This is a genomic window from Flammeovirga aprica JL-4 (assembly GCF_012844305.1).
GTDB lineage: Bacteria > Bacteroidota > Bacteroidia > Cytophagales > Flammeovirgaceae > Flammeovirga > Flammeovirga aprica.
In genome coordinates, this window is the sequence record NZ_JABANE010000046.1 from 25,704 (window position 1) to 43,563 (window position 17,860).

9 protein-coding genes are annotated in these 17,860 nt (G+C 35.3%); 6 read left to right on the forward strand and 3 right to left on the reverse strand.

Annotated features, from left to right (window positions below; translation table 11 throughout):
- Positions 1 to 21 precede the first annotated feature (21 nt).
- Positions 22 to 2,568, forward strand: coding sequence for a hypothetical protein (locus HHU12_RS17010; RefSeq protein WP_169657946.1), 2,547 nt, complete (start codon positions 22 to 24; stop codon positions 2,566 to 2,568).
- A 707-nt stretch (positions 2,569 to 3,275) separates the two neighbouring features.
- Here the strand turns inward: HHU12_RS17010 and ahpC are convergent.
- Positions 3,276 to 3,839 (reverse strand): alkyl hydroperoxide reductase subunit C, encoded by a 564-nt coding sequence (gene ahpC / locus HHU12_RS17015; RefSeq protein ID WP_169657947.1) that lies wholly within the window; start codon positions 3,837 to 3,839, stop codon positions 3,276 to 3,278.
- Between the two features lie 288 nt (positions 3,840 to 4,127).
- Between ahpC and HHU12_RS17020 the strand changes: the two genes are divergently transcribed.
- Positions 4,128 to 5,996 carry a sulfatase family protein gene (locus HHU12_RS17020; RefSeq protein WP_169657948.1) on the forward strand — a complete coding sequence of 623 codons (1,869 nt, stop codon included), beginning with the start codon at positions 4,128 to 4,130 and terminating at the stop codon, positions 5,994 to 5,996.
- A 409-nt stretch (positions 5,997 to 6,405) separates the two neighbouring features.
- On the forward strand, positions 6,406 to 6,729 hold the full coding sequence (locus HHU12_RS17025) for a hypothetical protein (protein ID WP_169657949.1): 324 nt from the start codon (positions 6,406 to 6,408) through the stop codon (positions 6,727 to 6,729).
- Positions 6,730 to 6,790: 61 nt separating this feature from the next.
- On the opposite strand, the gene HHU12_RS17030 is transcribed toward HHU12_RS17025, so the two are convergent.
- Positions 6,791 to 8,740, reverse strand: coding sequence for a beta-agarase (locus tag HHU12_RS17030; RefSeq protein WP_169657950.1), 1,950 nt, complete (start codon positions 8,738 to 8,740; stop codon positions 6,791 to 6,793).
- A 562-nt stretch (positions 8,741 to 9,302) separates the two neighbouring features.
- Complete coding sequence (locus HHU12_RS17035) at positions 9,303 to 10,988, reverse strand: tetratricopeptide repeat protein (protein ID WP_169657951.1); 1,686 nt, start codon at positions 10,986 to 10,988, stop codon at positions 9,303 to 9,305.
- A gap of 274 nt (positions 10,989 to 11,262) precedes the next feature.
- Between HHU12_RS17035 and HHU12_RS17040 the strand changes: the two genes are divergently transcribed.
- The 3 genes from HHU12_RS17040 to HHU12_RS17050 are packed head-to-tail and all read left to right on the forward strand — an operon-like array spanning position 11,263 to position 17,749.
- Positions 11,263 to 14,385: a SusC/RagA family TonB-linked outer membrane protein gene (locus HHU12_RS17040; RefSeq protein WP_169657952.1), complete on the forward strand. Its 3,123-nt coding sequence runs from the start codon at positions 11,263 to 11,265 to the stop codon at positions 14,383 to 14,385.
- 23 nt (positions 14,386 to 14,408) lie between these two features.
- Positions 14,409 to 16,151 (forward strand): RagB/SusD family nutrient uptake outer membrane protein, encoded by a 1,743-nt coding sequence (locus tag HHU12_RS17045; protein ID WP_169657953.1) that lies wholly within the window; start codon positions 14,409 to 14,411, stop codon positions 16,149 to 16,151.
- Between the two features lie 20 nt (positions 16,152 to 16,171).
- Positions 16,172 to 17,749 (forward strand): hypothetical protein, encoded by a 1,578-nt coding sequence (locus tag HHU12_RS17050; RefSeq protein ID WP_169657954.1) that lies wholly within the window; start codon positions 16,172 to 16,174, stop codon positions 17,747 to 17,749.
- Positions 17,750 to 17,860: the final 111 nt, after the last annotated feature.

Sequence of the window (17,860 nt, forward strand, 5' to 3'; positions counted from 1 at the left end):
TTTTTACCACATTTTTTTAACATGATAAAGATCAAATACTATATAAGCTTACTTTTAATTGTATTCTCCACATTCACGACGTATGGTCAGAAAGATGCGAAAGGACTTCTATTTCACGAAACTGATATAAGTAAAGATTGGAGAAACTTTTCTGGTTTAGAAATTCCAGATAAAGGGTTTTTAAATATAGATCTACAGACTAGAATAAGTATTCATTTTTCCACTCTAAATCAATTTGAGGATAGCTTTGGTTATTTGATCCGTTGTTTTGATGACCAAAAAACAAAGATTGATCTATTACATGTTCCCAGTGAGAAGAATAATTTCTTATTGATGGTAGGGGATAAACAAAAAGCTTTCAACTGTAAAATTCAACCTTACCAGAATACAGTTTTCCATTTAGTAATTGATCAAGTCAATAAAGATATTAGTATTGAGCATGAGAATAATACGCTGGCTACGATCAATATCTCTGGACTTGAAGTCATAGAAAAATTAAAATTGTTGATGGGGCTTGTCAATTTCAAAGATGAGTTGTCTTATGATATTTTACCTATGAACTTGAACAGTATAACTCTTGCAAGAAATAATCAAATCACCCATCGATGGGAATTTGATGAAAATAGTGGAGAGGTGGTCAATGATAAAATCAGAGGTGTAAAAGGGAGAATTAAAAATCCAAAATGGACTATTAATAAACATTCAAAATGGGAGAATGTAACGAATTTAAATTTCAATGGAAGAGTTTCTTATACGTTGAATGGAAATAAGTTATTTGTCGCTTTTAATGAAGGATTGAAAATCTATCATTTAAGAATTCATTCTCAACAAAAAAACTTTGATCTAGATGAACCTCTATCAATAGTGAGTGATACTCGGATGTTATATAACCCAATCAAAGACAAGATTGGGTTATATTATCTAGAACACAATGTGATGTCTTATTTTGACTTTAATAAAAGAAAATGGGAAACACAGTTACCGCCCTATCCTGAAAGCGAAAAATACCTACATCATTCTAGAAGTTATTTTGATGGTGACTCGTCTTTTCTCTTTTTTGGAGGGTATGGACATTATCGTTATCAGAGTCAATTTATACGATTGAAGGATGGTGAATTTAAAGAATTGATAAATAAAGAACCATTAACACCAAGATACCTTTCTGCAATTAGCAATTCTAGTAATCATCAGTTTTATGTATTGGGAGGATATGGTTCTGAGGATGGAAATCAGTGGAATAATGCTTCTTCAATAAAAACACTCTCAAAATTTTCATTAAAGGGGGATACTATAAACCTTCTCCAAGAAAAAGAATTACAGTTAGAAGATAATATTGTTTTCTGTGATAATTTAATTCAACTGGATACTATTATTTATGCATTAGGATTTGATAGTCAGAAGTTAAATACTTCTCTTTCATTATATAAGATTTCTACACAGACTTTAAATGTAGAAAAGGTTCAAACCTCAATTCCTTTTACATTTAAAGACATCAATAGCAAAGCTGAACTCTATTATAACCAAAATGAACATACTCTTCTCACTGTCTTGTCTTATTATGATCCTGAGAATAGGACTTCTGAGGTGAGAGTGTACAAGATAGGAACACCTGTTCTATCACATATACCTGAGATTAGTTCACCTGAAAAGGAAATGGCATGGGTGAATAGTACCATCTTTATGCTCTTTTTTGTTGCGGGAATTTTGATTCTTATTTTTCTTTTGGTCAGAATAAAAGGTGAACCCATAGAGGTCAAAAAAGAATATTTAGAAGTGACTAATGTCCAGGAAAAGAAGGATAAATCAGAACCGTTTCTTTCATTATCAAAAGATAAAAACGCAATATTAACCTTAAGTGCTTTTAAAATTATCAGTAACAAAAAGGAAGTTATCACTAGTGAATTATCTCCTTTACAAAAAGAAATACTACTATTGTTACTTATAAAAACAGAAACGGACAACGGTATCACTACAGAAGAATTTAATCTGGCTTTCTGGCCTAAAAAAACTACTAAAAATGCCAATAATAATCGATTGGTGAACCTCTCGAAACTTAGAAAAACTTTAAGTAAATTAAGTCATGTTACTATTGACAAGAAGGCTTATAAGTGGTCTATAGAGTTAGAGAAGAACGTCTTTTGTGATTGGAAAGAACTCCAGAAAATCTTAAAGAAAAAAGTATTTGGTATAGAAGAAATCCATCAGTTAAATGATTTAATTGAAGAAGGAGGGATTTTGTCTAATATGAATTTAGAATGGTTTGAGAATTATCGAAATGAAATTATTTTCAAGTTGAATGAACTTATTTTAAATTTTTATTATCACCATCATCAAAATATTTCAGTTCAAAATGCTTTAATAACTGCTGATGTGTTATCGAAGTTAGATACTGTAAGTGAAGAGGCGTTGATTATTCGTTGCAGAGCTTATAGAAATGAAAATAAGGAGAATCTAATTGAAAAGTCTGTTCAAGAATATCAAAATAATTTCCAAACTAAGTTTGATGAGACAGCCGTAATTGATTTAAAGGAAATTACTGAAGGAGATATCAGTTACTTTATAAAATAGGGTGATAAGATCAAGAACTTATGAAGAATAGAAGGTCGTTTTTATGATATTAATAGGGATTAAGACTTTCATTAATCCCAAGAGAATACATTTGTATTACTAATTAATCAAGGAAAGACTTATTAATGTAAGGTCAATAAATAATGTTTAGAGTTGAATACATCATCTAAGATAATTTTACTTTATCATATTTATTTTGAATAGGTCATTTCAATAAAAAAATACATTCATATTTGATTAATTTTTGGAAAATGATGATGTGATTACTTATCTAATTCATTTAAGTAGTAAACTCTCAAAAACTAAACTATTTACAATTGACAAGAGGATAATAAACTTAATACCGAGTGCATTAATTTGTAGAGTAAAATGATTATTTAACAATTGAGAAAGGTATATGTAATACGTAAAAGCTGTGTCATAATATTGATACAGTTTTTTTTACTAACCCAAAAATCCTATCTAAAAAAGATAGGATTTTTTTGTTAAGTACTAAGTCAAAAATAAATCATAGTTAATTCTAATTTATTTTTTGTGAGAACAACGCTAAAAAACGTATTAATAGTGGTTCTATTAAAAGTTTTTTGAAGGAAGTAATCGCAAAACAATAAATAGAATTAGTATTAGATAATTTTGAATTTGTACTTAAAGCAAACTATTGTATAAATATAACTAATGTTTTAAAGCTAGGGTGCGTATGCATATTTTTAGATCAATCCTACAAGATCGATGCTTGGTTTCAATGTATCATTCCCTTCTTTCCATTTTGCTGGGCAAACTTCAGCAGGATTTTCAGCCACAAATTGAAGTGCTTTCAATTTTCTCAATAACTCCTCAGCGTTTCTTCCTACATTACCAGCAACAACTTCATAAGAAACGATTTCACCTTCAGGATTCACAATGAAAGTACCTCTTTCCGCCATTCCATCTTCTTCAATCATTACTTCAAAACCTCTTGAAAGTACCCCTGTTGGGTCTGCAAGCATTGGGTAGTTGATTTTTTTGATTGTTTCAGAAGTGTCGTGCCATGCTTTGTGCACAAAGTGAGTATCTGTAGAAACAGAGTAAATTTCAGTACCAGTAGCTTTGAAATCTTCATAAAGGTTAGCAAGGTCTTCTAGTTCCGTAGGACATACAAAAGTGAAGTCGGCAGGGTAGAAGAAGAATATGGACCATTTCCCTAAAATATCTTCTTTAGTAACTGTTTTGAAGTCGTTGTTTTCGAAAGATTGTACTTTAAAATCTACTACTTGTTTTCCGATTTGTGACATAGTGTATCTATTTTTTGATTGATGTTTGTTATCTGTTTAACTCAACCGCTTTCCGATTGATTACGATACAAACATACGGCGGGATTGGGTATTTGTAAAATTGATTGTTTTTATATTAATATAGATTTTGATGATACGCAGGCTTGTATTTCAATTCATCTTTAGGAAAAATTTAAAATCGAATAATTTGCCACCATTCATTTGAAGAATACACCTCCTTTTCAAAGGTGAGAATTTATTATTTTTGACCTCGAAGTGATACTTAATGACTACAAACTCTTAAAAGAAATGAAATTGAATTACAAAGGACTGTTTTTACTCTTGGTAATCTGTATTCAAGCCAATGTATTTGCACAGCAAAAACGTCCTAATATTGTTTGGATTACATCTGAAGACAACTCCGCCAATTGGTATAGATTATATAATCCTGAACATGGAGCACCCATGCCTAATGTTGAAAAATTAGCAGAAGGTGGATTGGTGTTTAATCATGCTTATTCTAATGCTCCTGTATGTTCGGCAGCAAGAAGTACAATTATCTCTGGTGTTTACGCTCCAAAAACAGGCGTACATTTCCACCGTCCTCAGCAAAAAGTACATATGCCTCAGGGGTTGAAAATGTTCCCTAAATATTTAAGAGAAGCGGGTTATTATACCACAAACAACAGCAAGCAGGATTATAATTTTACAAAAGAGGAAGTAAAAGGGGTATGGGACGAAAGTTCAAAGAAGGCTACTTTTAGAAATAGAAAACCGGATCAACCTTTCTTTCATGTTCAAAATTTTTATGACACGCATGAAAGTCAGATGTTTGGCCCTTTGAAATCACATGTAGAAGATATTAGTGCTACCGCCAACGTTGAATTATTTCCTTATCATCCAGATACGCCACTATTTAGAGAGAAGCATGCACAGTACATCTCATTGAACCATCATGTAGATAAAAAAATTGGCAGTATTGTGAAGCAATTGGAAGAGGACGGTTTGTTGGATGATACGTTTATTTTTCATTATGGTGATCATGGAGGGGTACTTCCTGGGGGAAAAGGATATGCACACAATGATGGCTTGCAAGTGGCTATGGTTGTCTATGTTCCTGAAAACTGGAAACATTTAGCTCCTGCACCAAAAGGATCACGAATTGATGGTTTTGTGGAATTTATTGATTTGTCGGCAACAGTATTGAATCTTGCAGGACTTCCAATTCCAGAACAGATTGATGGTCAGCCGTTTTTAGGTGATAATGTGAAATTAGAAGAACTGAACAAAAGAGATGAGGCTTTTGGTTATGCAGACCGTTTTGATGAAAAATATGATATGGTGCGTTTTCTACGCAAAGGAAAGTTCAGTTACTGGAGAAGCTATCAGCCGTTTAATTTTGATGGATTGCATAATTTCTACCGTTACAAGCAACCGGCTTTCAGAGAATGGAGAGACATGGCAAAGAAAGGAGAATTAGATGAAGTTCAAGAGGCTTTCTATAGAGCACGTTTGCCTGAGCAATTGTATGATTTAGAAAATGATCCGCACGAAGTGAATAATTTAGCTAATGATCCTGCTTATAAGAAGGTGTTATTGGAAATGAGAAAAATAATGCAAGACAGAGTAAAAGGAATGCCCGATCTTTCTTTCTTCCCCGAGCCTACTTTCTTGAAATTAAGCAGTGGTGATGGCGTAGCATTTGGTAAAGAAAATAAAGCTCAAATTAATAAGTTGATAGATCTTGCCGATGTGCAACTTCTACCGTATAAAAAGGCGAAAAAGAAGATCCAAAAGGCGTTAGCTTCAGAAGAAGCAATGGAACGTTACTGGGCTTTGATCAATTGCAGTGCATATGGAAAAGAGGCATCCGAGTTCTATGACATAGCAAAACAAATGGCTGTACAAGACCCTGACTTATTGGTACGTACTCGTGCTACAGAGTTTTTAGGGCTGACTGATGCTGTTGATCCTAAACCTTTAATTCTTGATATTTTAGATCAATGTAAAGATCCAATAGAGACCAACTTTGTATTGAATACGGTGGTCTTGCTAGTTGATGCTAAAGGAATGAGGCTAGAATTGGAAACTATAGAAAAAGCAAAGTGGTCGAAGTTTGAAGGATTGGTTCCTCGCCGTGTAGAATATTTGGTCAATAAAGCGACAAAAAGTCTTTAGTCAGTTATGCAATTTGTTCTTCTGCAGTCTTATAATTTGAATGATGAGACTGCAGAAGGATTTTTCATTAGTTAACAATTCTAAATAATGTCTAGCTGACCTTAAGCCATGATTCACTGTAAAATGTGAGCTATAAAGCAATTTATTAAATTCAAACACGCTCTTATAAACTATTGATACAGTTTATTTTATGTGAAATTATTTCTTGAAAAAAGGGGGTAAATAGGAAAACGTACACATTTGATAGATTTATGTGAAGAAATGAGCAGTTTTATTTGTAATATGAATTCTGTTAAAATTTAACACTATTAAAGACTACAGCGCTCTTTTTTGGAATAAATTCTGTAACATTAAACAGTATCCGACAAAGACTTTAAACCGAAATAAATAGCAATTAAAATTATCCGCAATGTTAATCTGGTCCGGTAGAGGAATCCTCTCCATATTCGTTTTTATAGGAAGTATAATTCTTCTTACACTCGCATTACCACAATCTATTGAAACAGACTACAAAATAGTATTGAGCCTAATTATCACAGCCCTTTTTTCTGGAATTATGGGTAAAAGATGGAACAAATCTGAAGAACATGTAGTGCATGATAAAGTGACAGGTAAAAAGGTGATTATCAGAAATATGATTCATACTTTCTTCTGGATCAAAATGCAATACTGGGGACTTATTTTTGGTGTGATGGGTGTCTCTCTCTTCGTTACAAAGGCATTGGAATTATAAAACAAAGTCGTTGCGATTACTAAAAACCACAACGACTTTTCTGATGAAAATGAAAATATCTTTACTTCACTACTTCTTTCTTTTGTATTACTTTTAAAGCAACACTACTCACATGACCACCGCTATCGGGGTAAGTGATTTCAATTTTATTTTTCTTCTTGATGCTATCCTTTGGAACATCGACAGTGATAAGCGTAAAAAACTGTGCTCTAAGATTTTGAGATTGTCCTTGGATTTCCTTGGTATATTGTAACGGTTTTCCATTGATTGTTACTTTAGGAAATGCAGTAGTTTGGTGCGGTCTTCCCATACCAATACGGAGTTCTACTTGAGCGATACCTTCTGTATTAATACCATTTAAATCATAAACCATTTTTTTGTCGGCTTTGATTTCCTTTAAAATCTGATCCGAGTAATATTTTTGTTCAGCCACCTCTTTTATCAGATCAGCATCTTGCTTCAATTCAAGTTTAATAATAGCCGTTGCTTCGCTTTTAAGTTCTAATTCCTCCTGAAAAGAAATAGATGAATTGCTCAACGTAGGCTGATGCTCTTTCAGGTATAATTGTTTGACACTAACCGCTTTGATTTGCTCTTCTTTGATTCCTAATGTATTAAGGTGTACATTCTGCTTGCTTCTTTTAAGATTACTCACAATCACATACACAGTTTTACCGTCTTTGTATGCGTCGGTTAAAAGGTTTGCATTTGGCGTAGTAGTTTGTAGTCTCTTGCCTTTAACTTCAGACCAAAGCTCATAAAATTTGATTTGCTCCGTGAAAACCCACTTTTTACTCTCACCTTCCAATTCAAACTCTTGTCTCAATAATCTCCATGGATAAGGATTCTTTTTACGTCCCCATTCCGCTTTCGGAATCATAAAAGGTATCGCTTTCAGAATATGATCCGGACGTTGCATAAACTGCATCATCATAGGGCTCATTGATTTCATAAAATCCCAATCTCTTTCTGCAAACCAAGGTTTCCACTCAGTAGAGTGATCGCGCCCGCCATATTCAGAAATCAATAGTGGAATCACCTTTCCATATTTTGCTAAGCTGTAAGCCTCCATCATATCCAAAGTCGCCTCAATACGTCCACCTGTATAGTTGATAGGACCGTCAAAAGTACTAGGATCGTTGTCACCTAAGTGATGCTTGTTGAAATCATAAAGGTGAATCGAGATAAAGTCCATATGCTCTCCTGACATATCATAGAAGAGTTTCATGCGTTCATTCCATTGCTCAAAATTACGGTCATCAAAAAACGGAAAAGCGGCTGTATATCCACCAATCATCACATCTTTATTATGTTTTTTAAAAGCAACGGAAGCATCATTGTGAAACTGGAAAATCTCTTTCACTGGTTTTCTGTCACTTTCTTCTTTTACTCCATCAATCAATTCATAAAGTGGCTCATTGATCACCTCTACATATTTTGGCCTTAAAGGTCCTTTTGTAACGGGTTCTCCTTCATTTCTATAAAACTCATTGATAAACTGTCCCATAAAATCACCAATAGCGTCACCACCTTGAATGTTCCATGCATTTTCTGGATCTTTTTCGTTAGAAGAATGCCCAGTCCAGAAATAGTGCACTTGTCCGCCTGCCATTTCATCCACATGCGATTCATACTGATGCGTATTTTTTCCCTTCTTTCCGTAGATATTCAGCCTATATTTCTTTCCTGCTTTTTTCATATAGTCAGGATCAACATATCCTTTCTTCTCAGGATTTTCTGTAGAACGGTGCATCACTCCACCCATGATCCCATTATTTCTGCCCAAATACACATCAAGATCATTAATAATGTAATGCTGTAATGAATCAAGGCCCTGGAAGTCGTTTTCCATTTGAGTGGAATGCAATACGATATATTTCTTTCTATCGAATTCAGCATACTCACTCACTGAATATTTAGTGTCCATCATGACTTTCACCTCTGTCGATTGCCCAATTGAAAAAAGAGGGAGCATAATAAAGAGAATGAAAAGGATTTTTGAAGCTTTCATGTCATTTCATTTATAGTAGTCCGAAAAGTCTAGTTTCGAAAGTAAAAAAACAGATACAGGGCTAGAAGTAATATAATAATCTGTTGAGTTGGAATCTATTGAAATACCATAGTTTTTTGCGGGTGTTCAGATTTTGTCTAGTAGTTTCTTGGGAATTACAGTCAGAAAAAATAGCTGTTTACGAGAGGGAAAGGGAAGAGTTAAGAATGAAGAGAAGTGGTTCGTGTTGTGGTGCGTGGACGGACACTTACAGTCTACTTCCAATTTTTGGTAAAATACACTTTGAGTACTTGGAAAGAAGTAAAGAAATGTTTTTTAGGGAAGAGTAAAGAGGGAAGAATGAAAAAAAAATGGGCCGCCTTGTAGTTCTAAAAGTTTTTTTATGGTGGTTCGGTGGACGTTGCAATGCAACATCCCTACAACGAAAGGTATCCATTATAAATGATATTCTACCAAAAATGTAGAGATGTTATATTACAATTTTTAATGAACAGTAAAAACGACCTTACAGGCCACAACACGAACCACTTCTCTTAACTCTTAATTCTTAACTCTTAAAAAACTATCCAATATTAGAAATAAACTCTTCCAAGTTATCCTGTCTGGACAGCCCTAGCTTCTTGCGCAACCTATATCTTGTGGTGTGTACAGACTCAGTAGAGATGCCTAATAGTTTTGCCATGCCTTTACTATCAAAATTCAGTTTGATCAATGCACAGATTTTCTGGTCCCCTTGCGTGAGTTTAGGGAATTTCTCATGGAGCTCCTTATAGAAGTTGCCATTTACTTCTACAAAACGAGCTTCAAACTCTTTCCAGTTGTTATTGGTGTTGAGGTTGATTTTTTTAGAAAGCTTATTGATTTGGTTGGCATCAGGATCTTTTTTCAATTCCGTCAATTCCTTTTTAATATCAGCAAGCGTTTCTTCATGTTGAATAATTTGAAGCACAGAGGCAGTGAGTTCCTTATTCTTGATTTCAAGTACCTCTTTGATTTTCTCTTCCTCCATTTTTTGTTTCTCAATAAAGAACTTTTTGTCAGCCTTATATTTATTGCGAAGGTTTCTATATACAAAAAATACAACGAGCACTAAAGCAGTGATCGTAATGTAGAATATAATATTTCTAAGGTAATTGATTTTACTTTCCTGTTTCAGTCTTTCCAGTTCTTGTTCTCTCAATACCTCTTGCTGATGTTCCTGTTCCTTTCTGTATTGATCCTTGATTTCAAGAAACTTTTTATTGGTGTTGCTTCTACTGCCGTATTGTTTTTCGTTAAGTTGCTTTGACTTTAGAAGGTACTCATAGGCTTCCTTTGTTTTGCCCATTTGCAATTTCACCTTTGACAGCTCATTATTTATGATAGGAAGGAGGTCAGAGTGGCTTTTATGTTGTGTTCCTGCTTGAAGAGCACTGTGGTAATACTTTTCACTTTCTTTGAGTTGCCCTTTTTTCTTATAAACATTACCAATAAAATAATGGAAGATGACAAGGTAACTGTGTTGGTATCTCGTAAAGAAATTATCTAAAGGAAGAAGACGTTCCAATGCTTTATTATATTCCTCATCTTCATATAATAAATAAACGTACTCCGCCTCTATAAAACTGTTATCATTTCTTTCTTGATTGACTTCAATAATATTTTTCTTTTCAAGGATACAAGTATCAAGGTAGGCACGTGCCTGTTCTATGTCTCCGCTTTTCCTTGCAATCGTTGCTTTTGCATAATAATTATCGACTAAAATATAGCGGTCGATACTTTTATTTTGCTTGAGGATTGAAATGGCCTGATCGAAATATTCATTAGAGAGTTTGTTACGTTCATAAAAACTATAGAGCCAGCCAAGCCCATTATAGATATGTACTCTCAAAAGATCATCCTCTAATTGATTGGCCAGAGAGAGTGCACTCCAGTATCCATCGTATGCATGACCGAAGCTGCCATTATGTGCATATAAATAAGACAAACTTGTCAAGGATTTTACCCATAAAACACTGTCTTGAGTTTTTATAGATTCGGAAATTGCGTACTGATATAAAGAGATTGCACTGTCCGGTTGAAGGAATTTTAAGGCCTCTGCTTCTTGATAAATTTTTTGTGTAAAATTTACACTCAATTTTTCCTGAACACCCTCATTTTTATTCCCATCTTTTAAGGGGGAGGAATTGTTATTTTGAAAAACCCCACCAAAAATCGAAATTTTACCAATTAAAATTGTAAATAAAATAAGTAATATTTGTCTAGTCATAATTCATAAAAAGTAATGTTTCTGTAATAATTATATTATTGATAATAAGTTAGTTATGTATTATATGTTTAGAAAATTGTTGAGTTACGTTTACAATAAATTGCATTTGTACAGTTTTGATCTAGTCAAATATAGAGCAAATAAATTTATAAACTCCCATATTTGTTAAAGGTTTCGCAGACACTTATAATTTTTATTTAGCCAGTCGCAAATATTATTTGAAATGAAATGAAAAGCTGACTAGCTCTTTAATCTTTAATTAACTTTTACAAGTATGAGTAAAGCTTATCTTATTTTACAATTCATTCTGACTTGTTTTGTACTAACTGCTTTTAACATAGAAAGTATAGCACAAGAAGTTGAGCAGAATGTTTTGAAAGGGAAAGTGATGGACACTGAAACAGGTGAGCCAATCCCAGGGGTGAATATCGTTATTCAAACAACTAGCAAAGGTACAACAACTAACTTTGACGGTGAATTTTCATTGGCTGTCAATTCTGGTGAGTCGATTCGAGTAAGTTACATCGGTTATCAGGATCAAGTAATTTTAGTAACCAACCAAAACAACATCGTCGTTAAATTAATGGTAGATGTTGAAGCTTTAGATGAGGTGGTTGTCATCGGTTATGGTACTCAAAAGAAGAAAGAGATTACAGGTTCAGTAGGGTCAGTAAAATCAGAAGACATCTTGAAAGTGCCAACTTCAGATCTTGGAGAATCATTACAAGGTCAGATCGCAGGTGTGGATGTTCAAGCAAGTTCAGGTCGTCCTGGTGCTGAGGCTAACATTCAAATTCGTGGTGTAGTATCTGCTAAATCAGCAGGTGGTCCACTGTACATTGTGGATGGTATTCCATTCCAAGGCAACCCAAACATTGCACCAGAGCAAATTAAAAGTATTGATGTACTAAAAGATGGTGCAGCAGCATCAGTTTACGGTACAAGAGCAGCAGGTGGTGTAATTTTGATTACAACAAAAAGAGGTGAGCAAGGAAAACTTTCAGTAGATTTCTCAGCTTATGCAGGTATTCAAAACATTACTTCAAACACTCCTCTAAACAATCACCAAGAGCAGTTGTATGTAGATCACAACAGAATCACTGCAGAAGGCGGTATGCAGAATTTGTACTTATTCAACCCTAATGCTGGATACAATGATTCAGATTATGTAAGTGATGTACAAAACAACAATGCATCGATCCAATCTTACAACTTAGGTGTTTCTGGAGGTTCTGAGCATTTGAAATTTAATGTTTCTACCAACTACTTCAACCAAGACGGTGTATTGATCAACTCAGGATTTGAGCGTTTTACTACACGTATGAATGGTGAGTATACACAAGGTAAATTCAAAGCTTTCGCTTCATTGGGTATTACAGATGAGAAAAGAGAGCAGGAGCCTTGGGGATTGTATGAATTAGCAATTGCTCAAAAGCCTTGGGTACCCGCTTTAAATCAAAATACACAAGTAGGTGGTAATGGTTTAGTGGTTGAAACAGAGCAAGTTGAGAACTTTGGTTACTTAGCTACGCAACTTTCAAACGAGAACAACACGGATGTAATGTCAACAAACTTGGCATTAGCTTTAGAATATGAAATCGTTGATGGATTAAGATATAAAGCGAGTTTTGGTAGAAATACTTACTCTTCTGAAAACGTATTCTTCCAGCCTCAGTTATTGATCTACAGACAAGATGGAACATTAGCAGCAGGTGCTTCGCAGATGGAATCAAGAATGACAATCAACAATTATCTTTCTAGTTCTACAACTTTTGAAAATATCCTTTCATACAATAAAACTTTCGGCCGTCACACATTGGGCTTAACAGCAGTATATTCATTTGAAGAGTACAACAATGAGACAAGAAGCGTATTAACGGAAGGTTTATTAGATAACCAAACAAAAGTATTGAGTGCAGGTTCAGTGGCTTTCTTACCACAGCAATATGTATCAACAAATACTTTGGTAGGTAAGATGTTTAGAGCACAATATAACTATGATAACCGTTATTTAGTGTCGTTATCGGTAAGAAACGATGGCTCTTCAAACTTCTCAAAGGATAACAGATACGGTACTTTCTATGGTGCTTCAGCAGGTTGGAATGTTAGTGAGGAATCTTTCTTCAAGAATTCATCAATCGGCGAAATTGTGAACGCATTTAAGATTCGTGGTAGTTTTGGTCAAGTGGGTAATCAAAACATTGCACCTTACTCGTTTATGCCAAGAATTGAAAGCGGTGTTGATTACACTTTTGGTTTAGGACAAAACGAAAGATTAGCAACAGGTGCTATCTTCAGAAGATATGTGAATCCAGATTTGAAGTGGGAAACAACAGTATCGAGAAACGTTGGTGTTGATTTAAGCTTCTTAAACGATCGTCTTTCATTCTCATATGATTTCTATGTGAACAGTAAGGAGGATATGTTATTGGATCAAACAATTCCACCATCATTCGGTACTTCAGTAACAGAGCCAGCAGGTGGAAACGCAACTCCATATACTTCAGTTCTTGTAAATGCAGGTAACATGGTGAACAGAGGTCATGAGATAGCAATTGGTTATAAGCACCTTCATGAAAATGGTTTCCAATGGAGTGTGAACTATACTTTTGCTAGAAATGTAAACGAAGTGACAGACTTGAATGGTGTTGAAGGATTTGCATTCAGAGGTGGTATTCCAGTTCAAACTAGATCAGGATTCCAAGATCACACCACTTTCTTGAAGAAAGGTTACCCAGCAGGTTCATTCTTCTTGTTAGAAAGCATGGGAGTGATCAAAACAGAAGAGCAATTGAAAGCTTATAATGAAAGCTTGCCAGGTGTAGAAGCAGAGATGGGTGATATGATGTATCGTGATGTAAACGGAGATGGTGTAATTGATGATAACGATAGGTTGTATGCAGGTTCAGGACAAGCGAAGTTCAACATGGGTATGGGTATCAACGCTTCATACAAAGGATTTGATTTGTTTGTTCAGATGTATTACTCACATGGTGCTAAAATTTATAACGGTGCTAACCTTTACGCTTATGGTATGGGTAGACATAAAGATATGCAATACGCTTGGTCACCGGCTAACCCTGACTCAGATATTCCAGCAGCAAGATCAAACTCGGAACACCCGAACACAAAATCTTACTCTGATTTCTTCCTAGAAGATGGTTCTTATTTACGTATCAGAAACATCACTTTGGGTTACACATTACCAAGCAAATTATTTAATAACAAGATTAATAGATTAAGATTCTACGTAACTGCACAGAATCCATTCACAATCACTGGTTATAAAGGATATGACCCTGAAGTTGGTGGAGACGGTCTTTACATGAGAGGTGTAGACAGAGGTAGTTACCCAATTACAAGAAGATTCTTGGGTGGTGTGAAGTTTAACTTTTAGTTAGGAAATTAAATTAAGATTCAATGAAATTTATAAAATATAGTCTGATTACGTTATTATCTTCTATCTTACTCATAGGATGTAACGAGGACGAGTTTTTATCACAAACGAACGTAAATGCGTTGACTCCAGAAACATTCTGGAAAAATTCAGAGCATTTTGATTACGCTTTAAATACTGCTTATGCGGCGTTGCAGTTCAACACAGTCTCAGGATTTAGAACTGCCAATGAAATGGCATTGACGGATTTGGCGAAATGTGATACTTGGTATCCTTCATATACCACTTACAAGCTGTTCAACTATACAAGCAGTGACCCAATGATCCAAAATAAATGGGCTGAATTGTATATCGGTGTGAACAGAGCGAACCAAATCATCACTTTCATTGAGGGTGAAGATGTGGATATGCCTGAAGAAGAGAAGTTTGAAGTGGCTGCGCAGGCAAGAACATTGAGAGCATTTTACTACTTCGAGTTAGCGAACAACTTTAATGGAGCTGTAATTAATACAAAGTATTATGCAAACTCTGACAGCTTGAACAAGAAGTTCAATCCTAGAGCGGACGTAATCTCACAAGTGGTAGTTCCAGATTTACAGTTTGCCACTGAGCATCTTCCAACTTCATGGAGCAACATGGAGGCAGGTCGTGTAACTTGGGGTACAGCAGTTTCATTATTAGGTAAAGCTTACTTATATGATGGAAAATGGTCAGAAGCAGCAGCTGAATTCAAGAAAGTAGTAGACAGTAATATCTATGCATTAAGACCCGTTTTTGGAAATAACTTTGACGAAGCAGGTGAGCATAATTCAGAATCTATTTTTGAAGTAAATTACTCTACTTCAGTTTTACCTCCATCAAGTAACAGAGATTGGGTAGACAACATTGCAGGTGGTAACGTAACGCCTTCAGAAGCATCAAGTTTAGAGCATTCATTTACACATATCCTTACAGCAGGTGGTTTCAACGTAGTGACTCCTTCTCAATATTTACATGAGATGTTATTGAGTGATGAAGTAGATCCTTCACACCCAATCAACGCTGCAGGTGAAACACACTCTCAAAGATTGACAAACTCTATCTTAGTACCACGTTTCTACGGTACTTACTTCAACAGAGTTTGGGAAGAAGACAACGGCGATACTTACCCAATGGGTGGTGGTCACTCAGGTTATGTGAAGAAGTTTACAAGATGGAATACAGGTATCTCTAACTTGGAAAACAACGGTCAAACTTCTCCAATCAATTTCAGATTGATCAGATATGCAGATGTATTATTAATGTATGCTGAAGCACTGAATGAGCTTGGAAACTTCACTGACGCTATCACTTACATTGATATGATAAGAGAAAGAGCAGGTGTATATACTTTACAAGATTACATGGATAACAATGGCGGAACTTTCCCTAAGTTGAATATCAGTAAGGAAGTAACAGGAGCTCCTCATCCATTAGTGGCACCATCTCAGGAGTCAGTAAGAGAGCACATCCGTTACGTAGAGCGACCAATCGAACTTTCATTTGAAGGACACAGATGGAAAGATTTAAGAAGATGGGGAATCATTGGCGAGGCATTGGACAGAAGAGCTGTAGACGAGCAGTGGAGATTAGACAATGCTGAGACAATTTTGGGACAGCCACCTTTATACATCGGGGCTTACATTATCCAGAACTTCGTAGAACAAGCGGCGAAATATAATGAGACAGTACACAAGTACTATCCATTGCCAGCAAATGAAGTTCAAACGAATCCAGATTTATTATAGTCTATCCTAACAAAGAAGAAATGAAAAAAATTAATTATATATTATTACTTGCACTACTTTCCATTTTCGGATGTACAAAAGAGTGGGAAGCACCAGGTGTAGAACCAAATCATCAAGTGATTTACACTTCTGAGTACCAGTTTGGTAACAGAGTGCAAGTAGGCGGTTCAATGACCTTTACAGATGCATCAAAAGGTATTGTAAACAGAACATGGACTTTGCCAGAAGGAGCACATGTTGAAGGGTCTACAGATGTAACTTCTACAAACGACTTGGTTCATATTCAATTCAATGAAGCGGGCATCAAAGAAGTAAACTTATCACAGCAATTTGCTGGAGCGGCTTATGACGGAAACACGCAAAGAGAAGCATCATTGGATACAGCAATTGTAATCAACGTTGTAGATTCTTTAAGATTACAAGTAAAAGCACACTTCTATTTCCCTGACGGTACAACGGGTGATGAATTGGATTTGACGAAAACGAATGAGGTTCAAGCGGGTAGAATGGTCAAATATACTTTGACTGCTATTGGTGAGCCTGCAAGAATTGTTTACAACTTTGGTGGAGGTGAACCAGAGGCTGTGACTTACATCGAAGCAGAGATTGCAGATGGAACAGCAGCAGAGACAATCGTTCAATACAAAAAATTGGGTACTTACTCAACAACCGTATTAGGAGACAGACCAAGACCTCAAGGAATTGATACATTAAACTTTATCAATGCAATCAATGTAGTTCCTTCAAGTGATCCAGTATTGTTGACAGATGTATACCAGAAAAATGGTTTCATTGCATTGGATTACTCTAGAGAAATTGAGCCAGCGTCTGTTGATCCTTCAACTTTCTCAGTACACTTAACAAACGAAGGAAGAGGTGTTGATATTAATCCTTCAGTTTTAACTGCGGCAGTAGATCCATCAGCAGGTAATATTGTATTGATCGCTTTAGATGATGCAACAATTTATGATGATGATGTAGTTACGGTTACTTACCAAGGTGGTATTTTACAGTCAACTGACTTTGTAGCAGCTGATGAATTTACGGACAAGCTACTAGTGCATAGACCAAACACGAATATATTAGAAGCGGCACCGTTTGATCATAGTTTTGAAAATTCTCTTGATACTGATTGGCCTGATCAACAATGGGGTGGTCAATGGGCACAGTATACGCTTAATGTTGTTGATAATGAAGCTTACCATGGCGGTAAATCAGGAAAATTAGTAATGGAAGCTGAAGGTGGAGCCATCTTTAGTCACAACCAAAATTTCACATTGGAAGTTGGTAAATCATACGAGTTGGGTATGATGATTAAAGTGGAAAGCGGTGTAGAAAACATCAACGATGCAGCGCCAGAAGTACCATCAATGCTAGTTTACTTTGGTAATCCTGCAATTGACTGGGCAGCTGATCGATTTAACTTCACAACAGAAACAGTAGTAGGTGAGTGGATGTACGTAAGATGTACATATTATACACCTAAAGCAGATGGTGATTATAGATTAATCTTCAGACCATTTAACCCTGCGAATACTGATCCGTTGTCAATTTATATGGATAACATTTCTGTTAGAGAAGTAAACTTAAGACCATAATTTCAAAGAGGAAACCCACTGTATTTTGCATGTTTTTTTACAGCAGTTTCCTACTTGGTAGAGATAGGTTTGAATAAATAATGGAGGTTGCCTGATGGCTAGCCCGACGGC

Excerpts from the sequence above, each read along its gene's own strand:
- ahpC (WP_169657947.1), bottom strand. The coding sequence starts at position 3,839 with ATGTCACAAATCGGAAAACAAGTAGTAGATTTTAAAGTACAATCTTTC.
- HHU12_RS17010 (WP_169657946.1), top strand. The coding sequence starts at position 22 with ATGATAAAGATCAAATACTATATAAGCTTACTTTTAATTGTATTCTCC.
- HHU12_RS17025 (WP_169657949.1), top strand. The coding sequence starts at position 6,406 with ATGTTAATCTGGTCCGGTAGAGGAATCCTCTCCATATTCGTTTTTATA.
- HHU12_RS17040 (WP_169657952.1), top strand. The coding sequence starts at position 11,263 with ATGAGTAAAGCTTATCTTATTTTACAATTCATTCTGACTTGTTTTGTA.
- HHU12_RS17050 (WP_169657954.1), top strand. The coding sequence starts at position 16,172 with ATGAAAAAAATTAATTATATATTATTACTTGCACTACTTTCCATTTTC.
- HHU12_RS17030 (WP_169657950.1), bottom strand. The coding sequence starts at position 8,740 with ATGAAAGCTTCAAAAATCCTTTTCATTCTCTTTATTATGCTCCCTCTT.
- HHU12_RS17045 (WP_169657953.1), top strand. The coding sequence starts at position 14,409 with ATGAAATTTATAAAATATAGTCTGATTACGTTATTATCTTCTATCTTA.
- HHU12_RS17020 (WP_169657948.1), top strand. The coding sequence starts at position 4,128 with ATGAAATTGAATTACAAAGGACTGTTTTTACTCTTGGTAATCTGTATT.
- HHU12_RS17035 (WP_169657951.1), bottom strand. The coding sequence starts at position 10,988 with ATGACTAGACAAATATTACTTATTTTATTTACAATTTTAATTGGTAAA.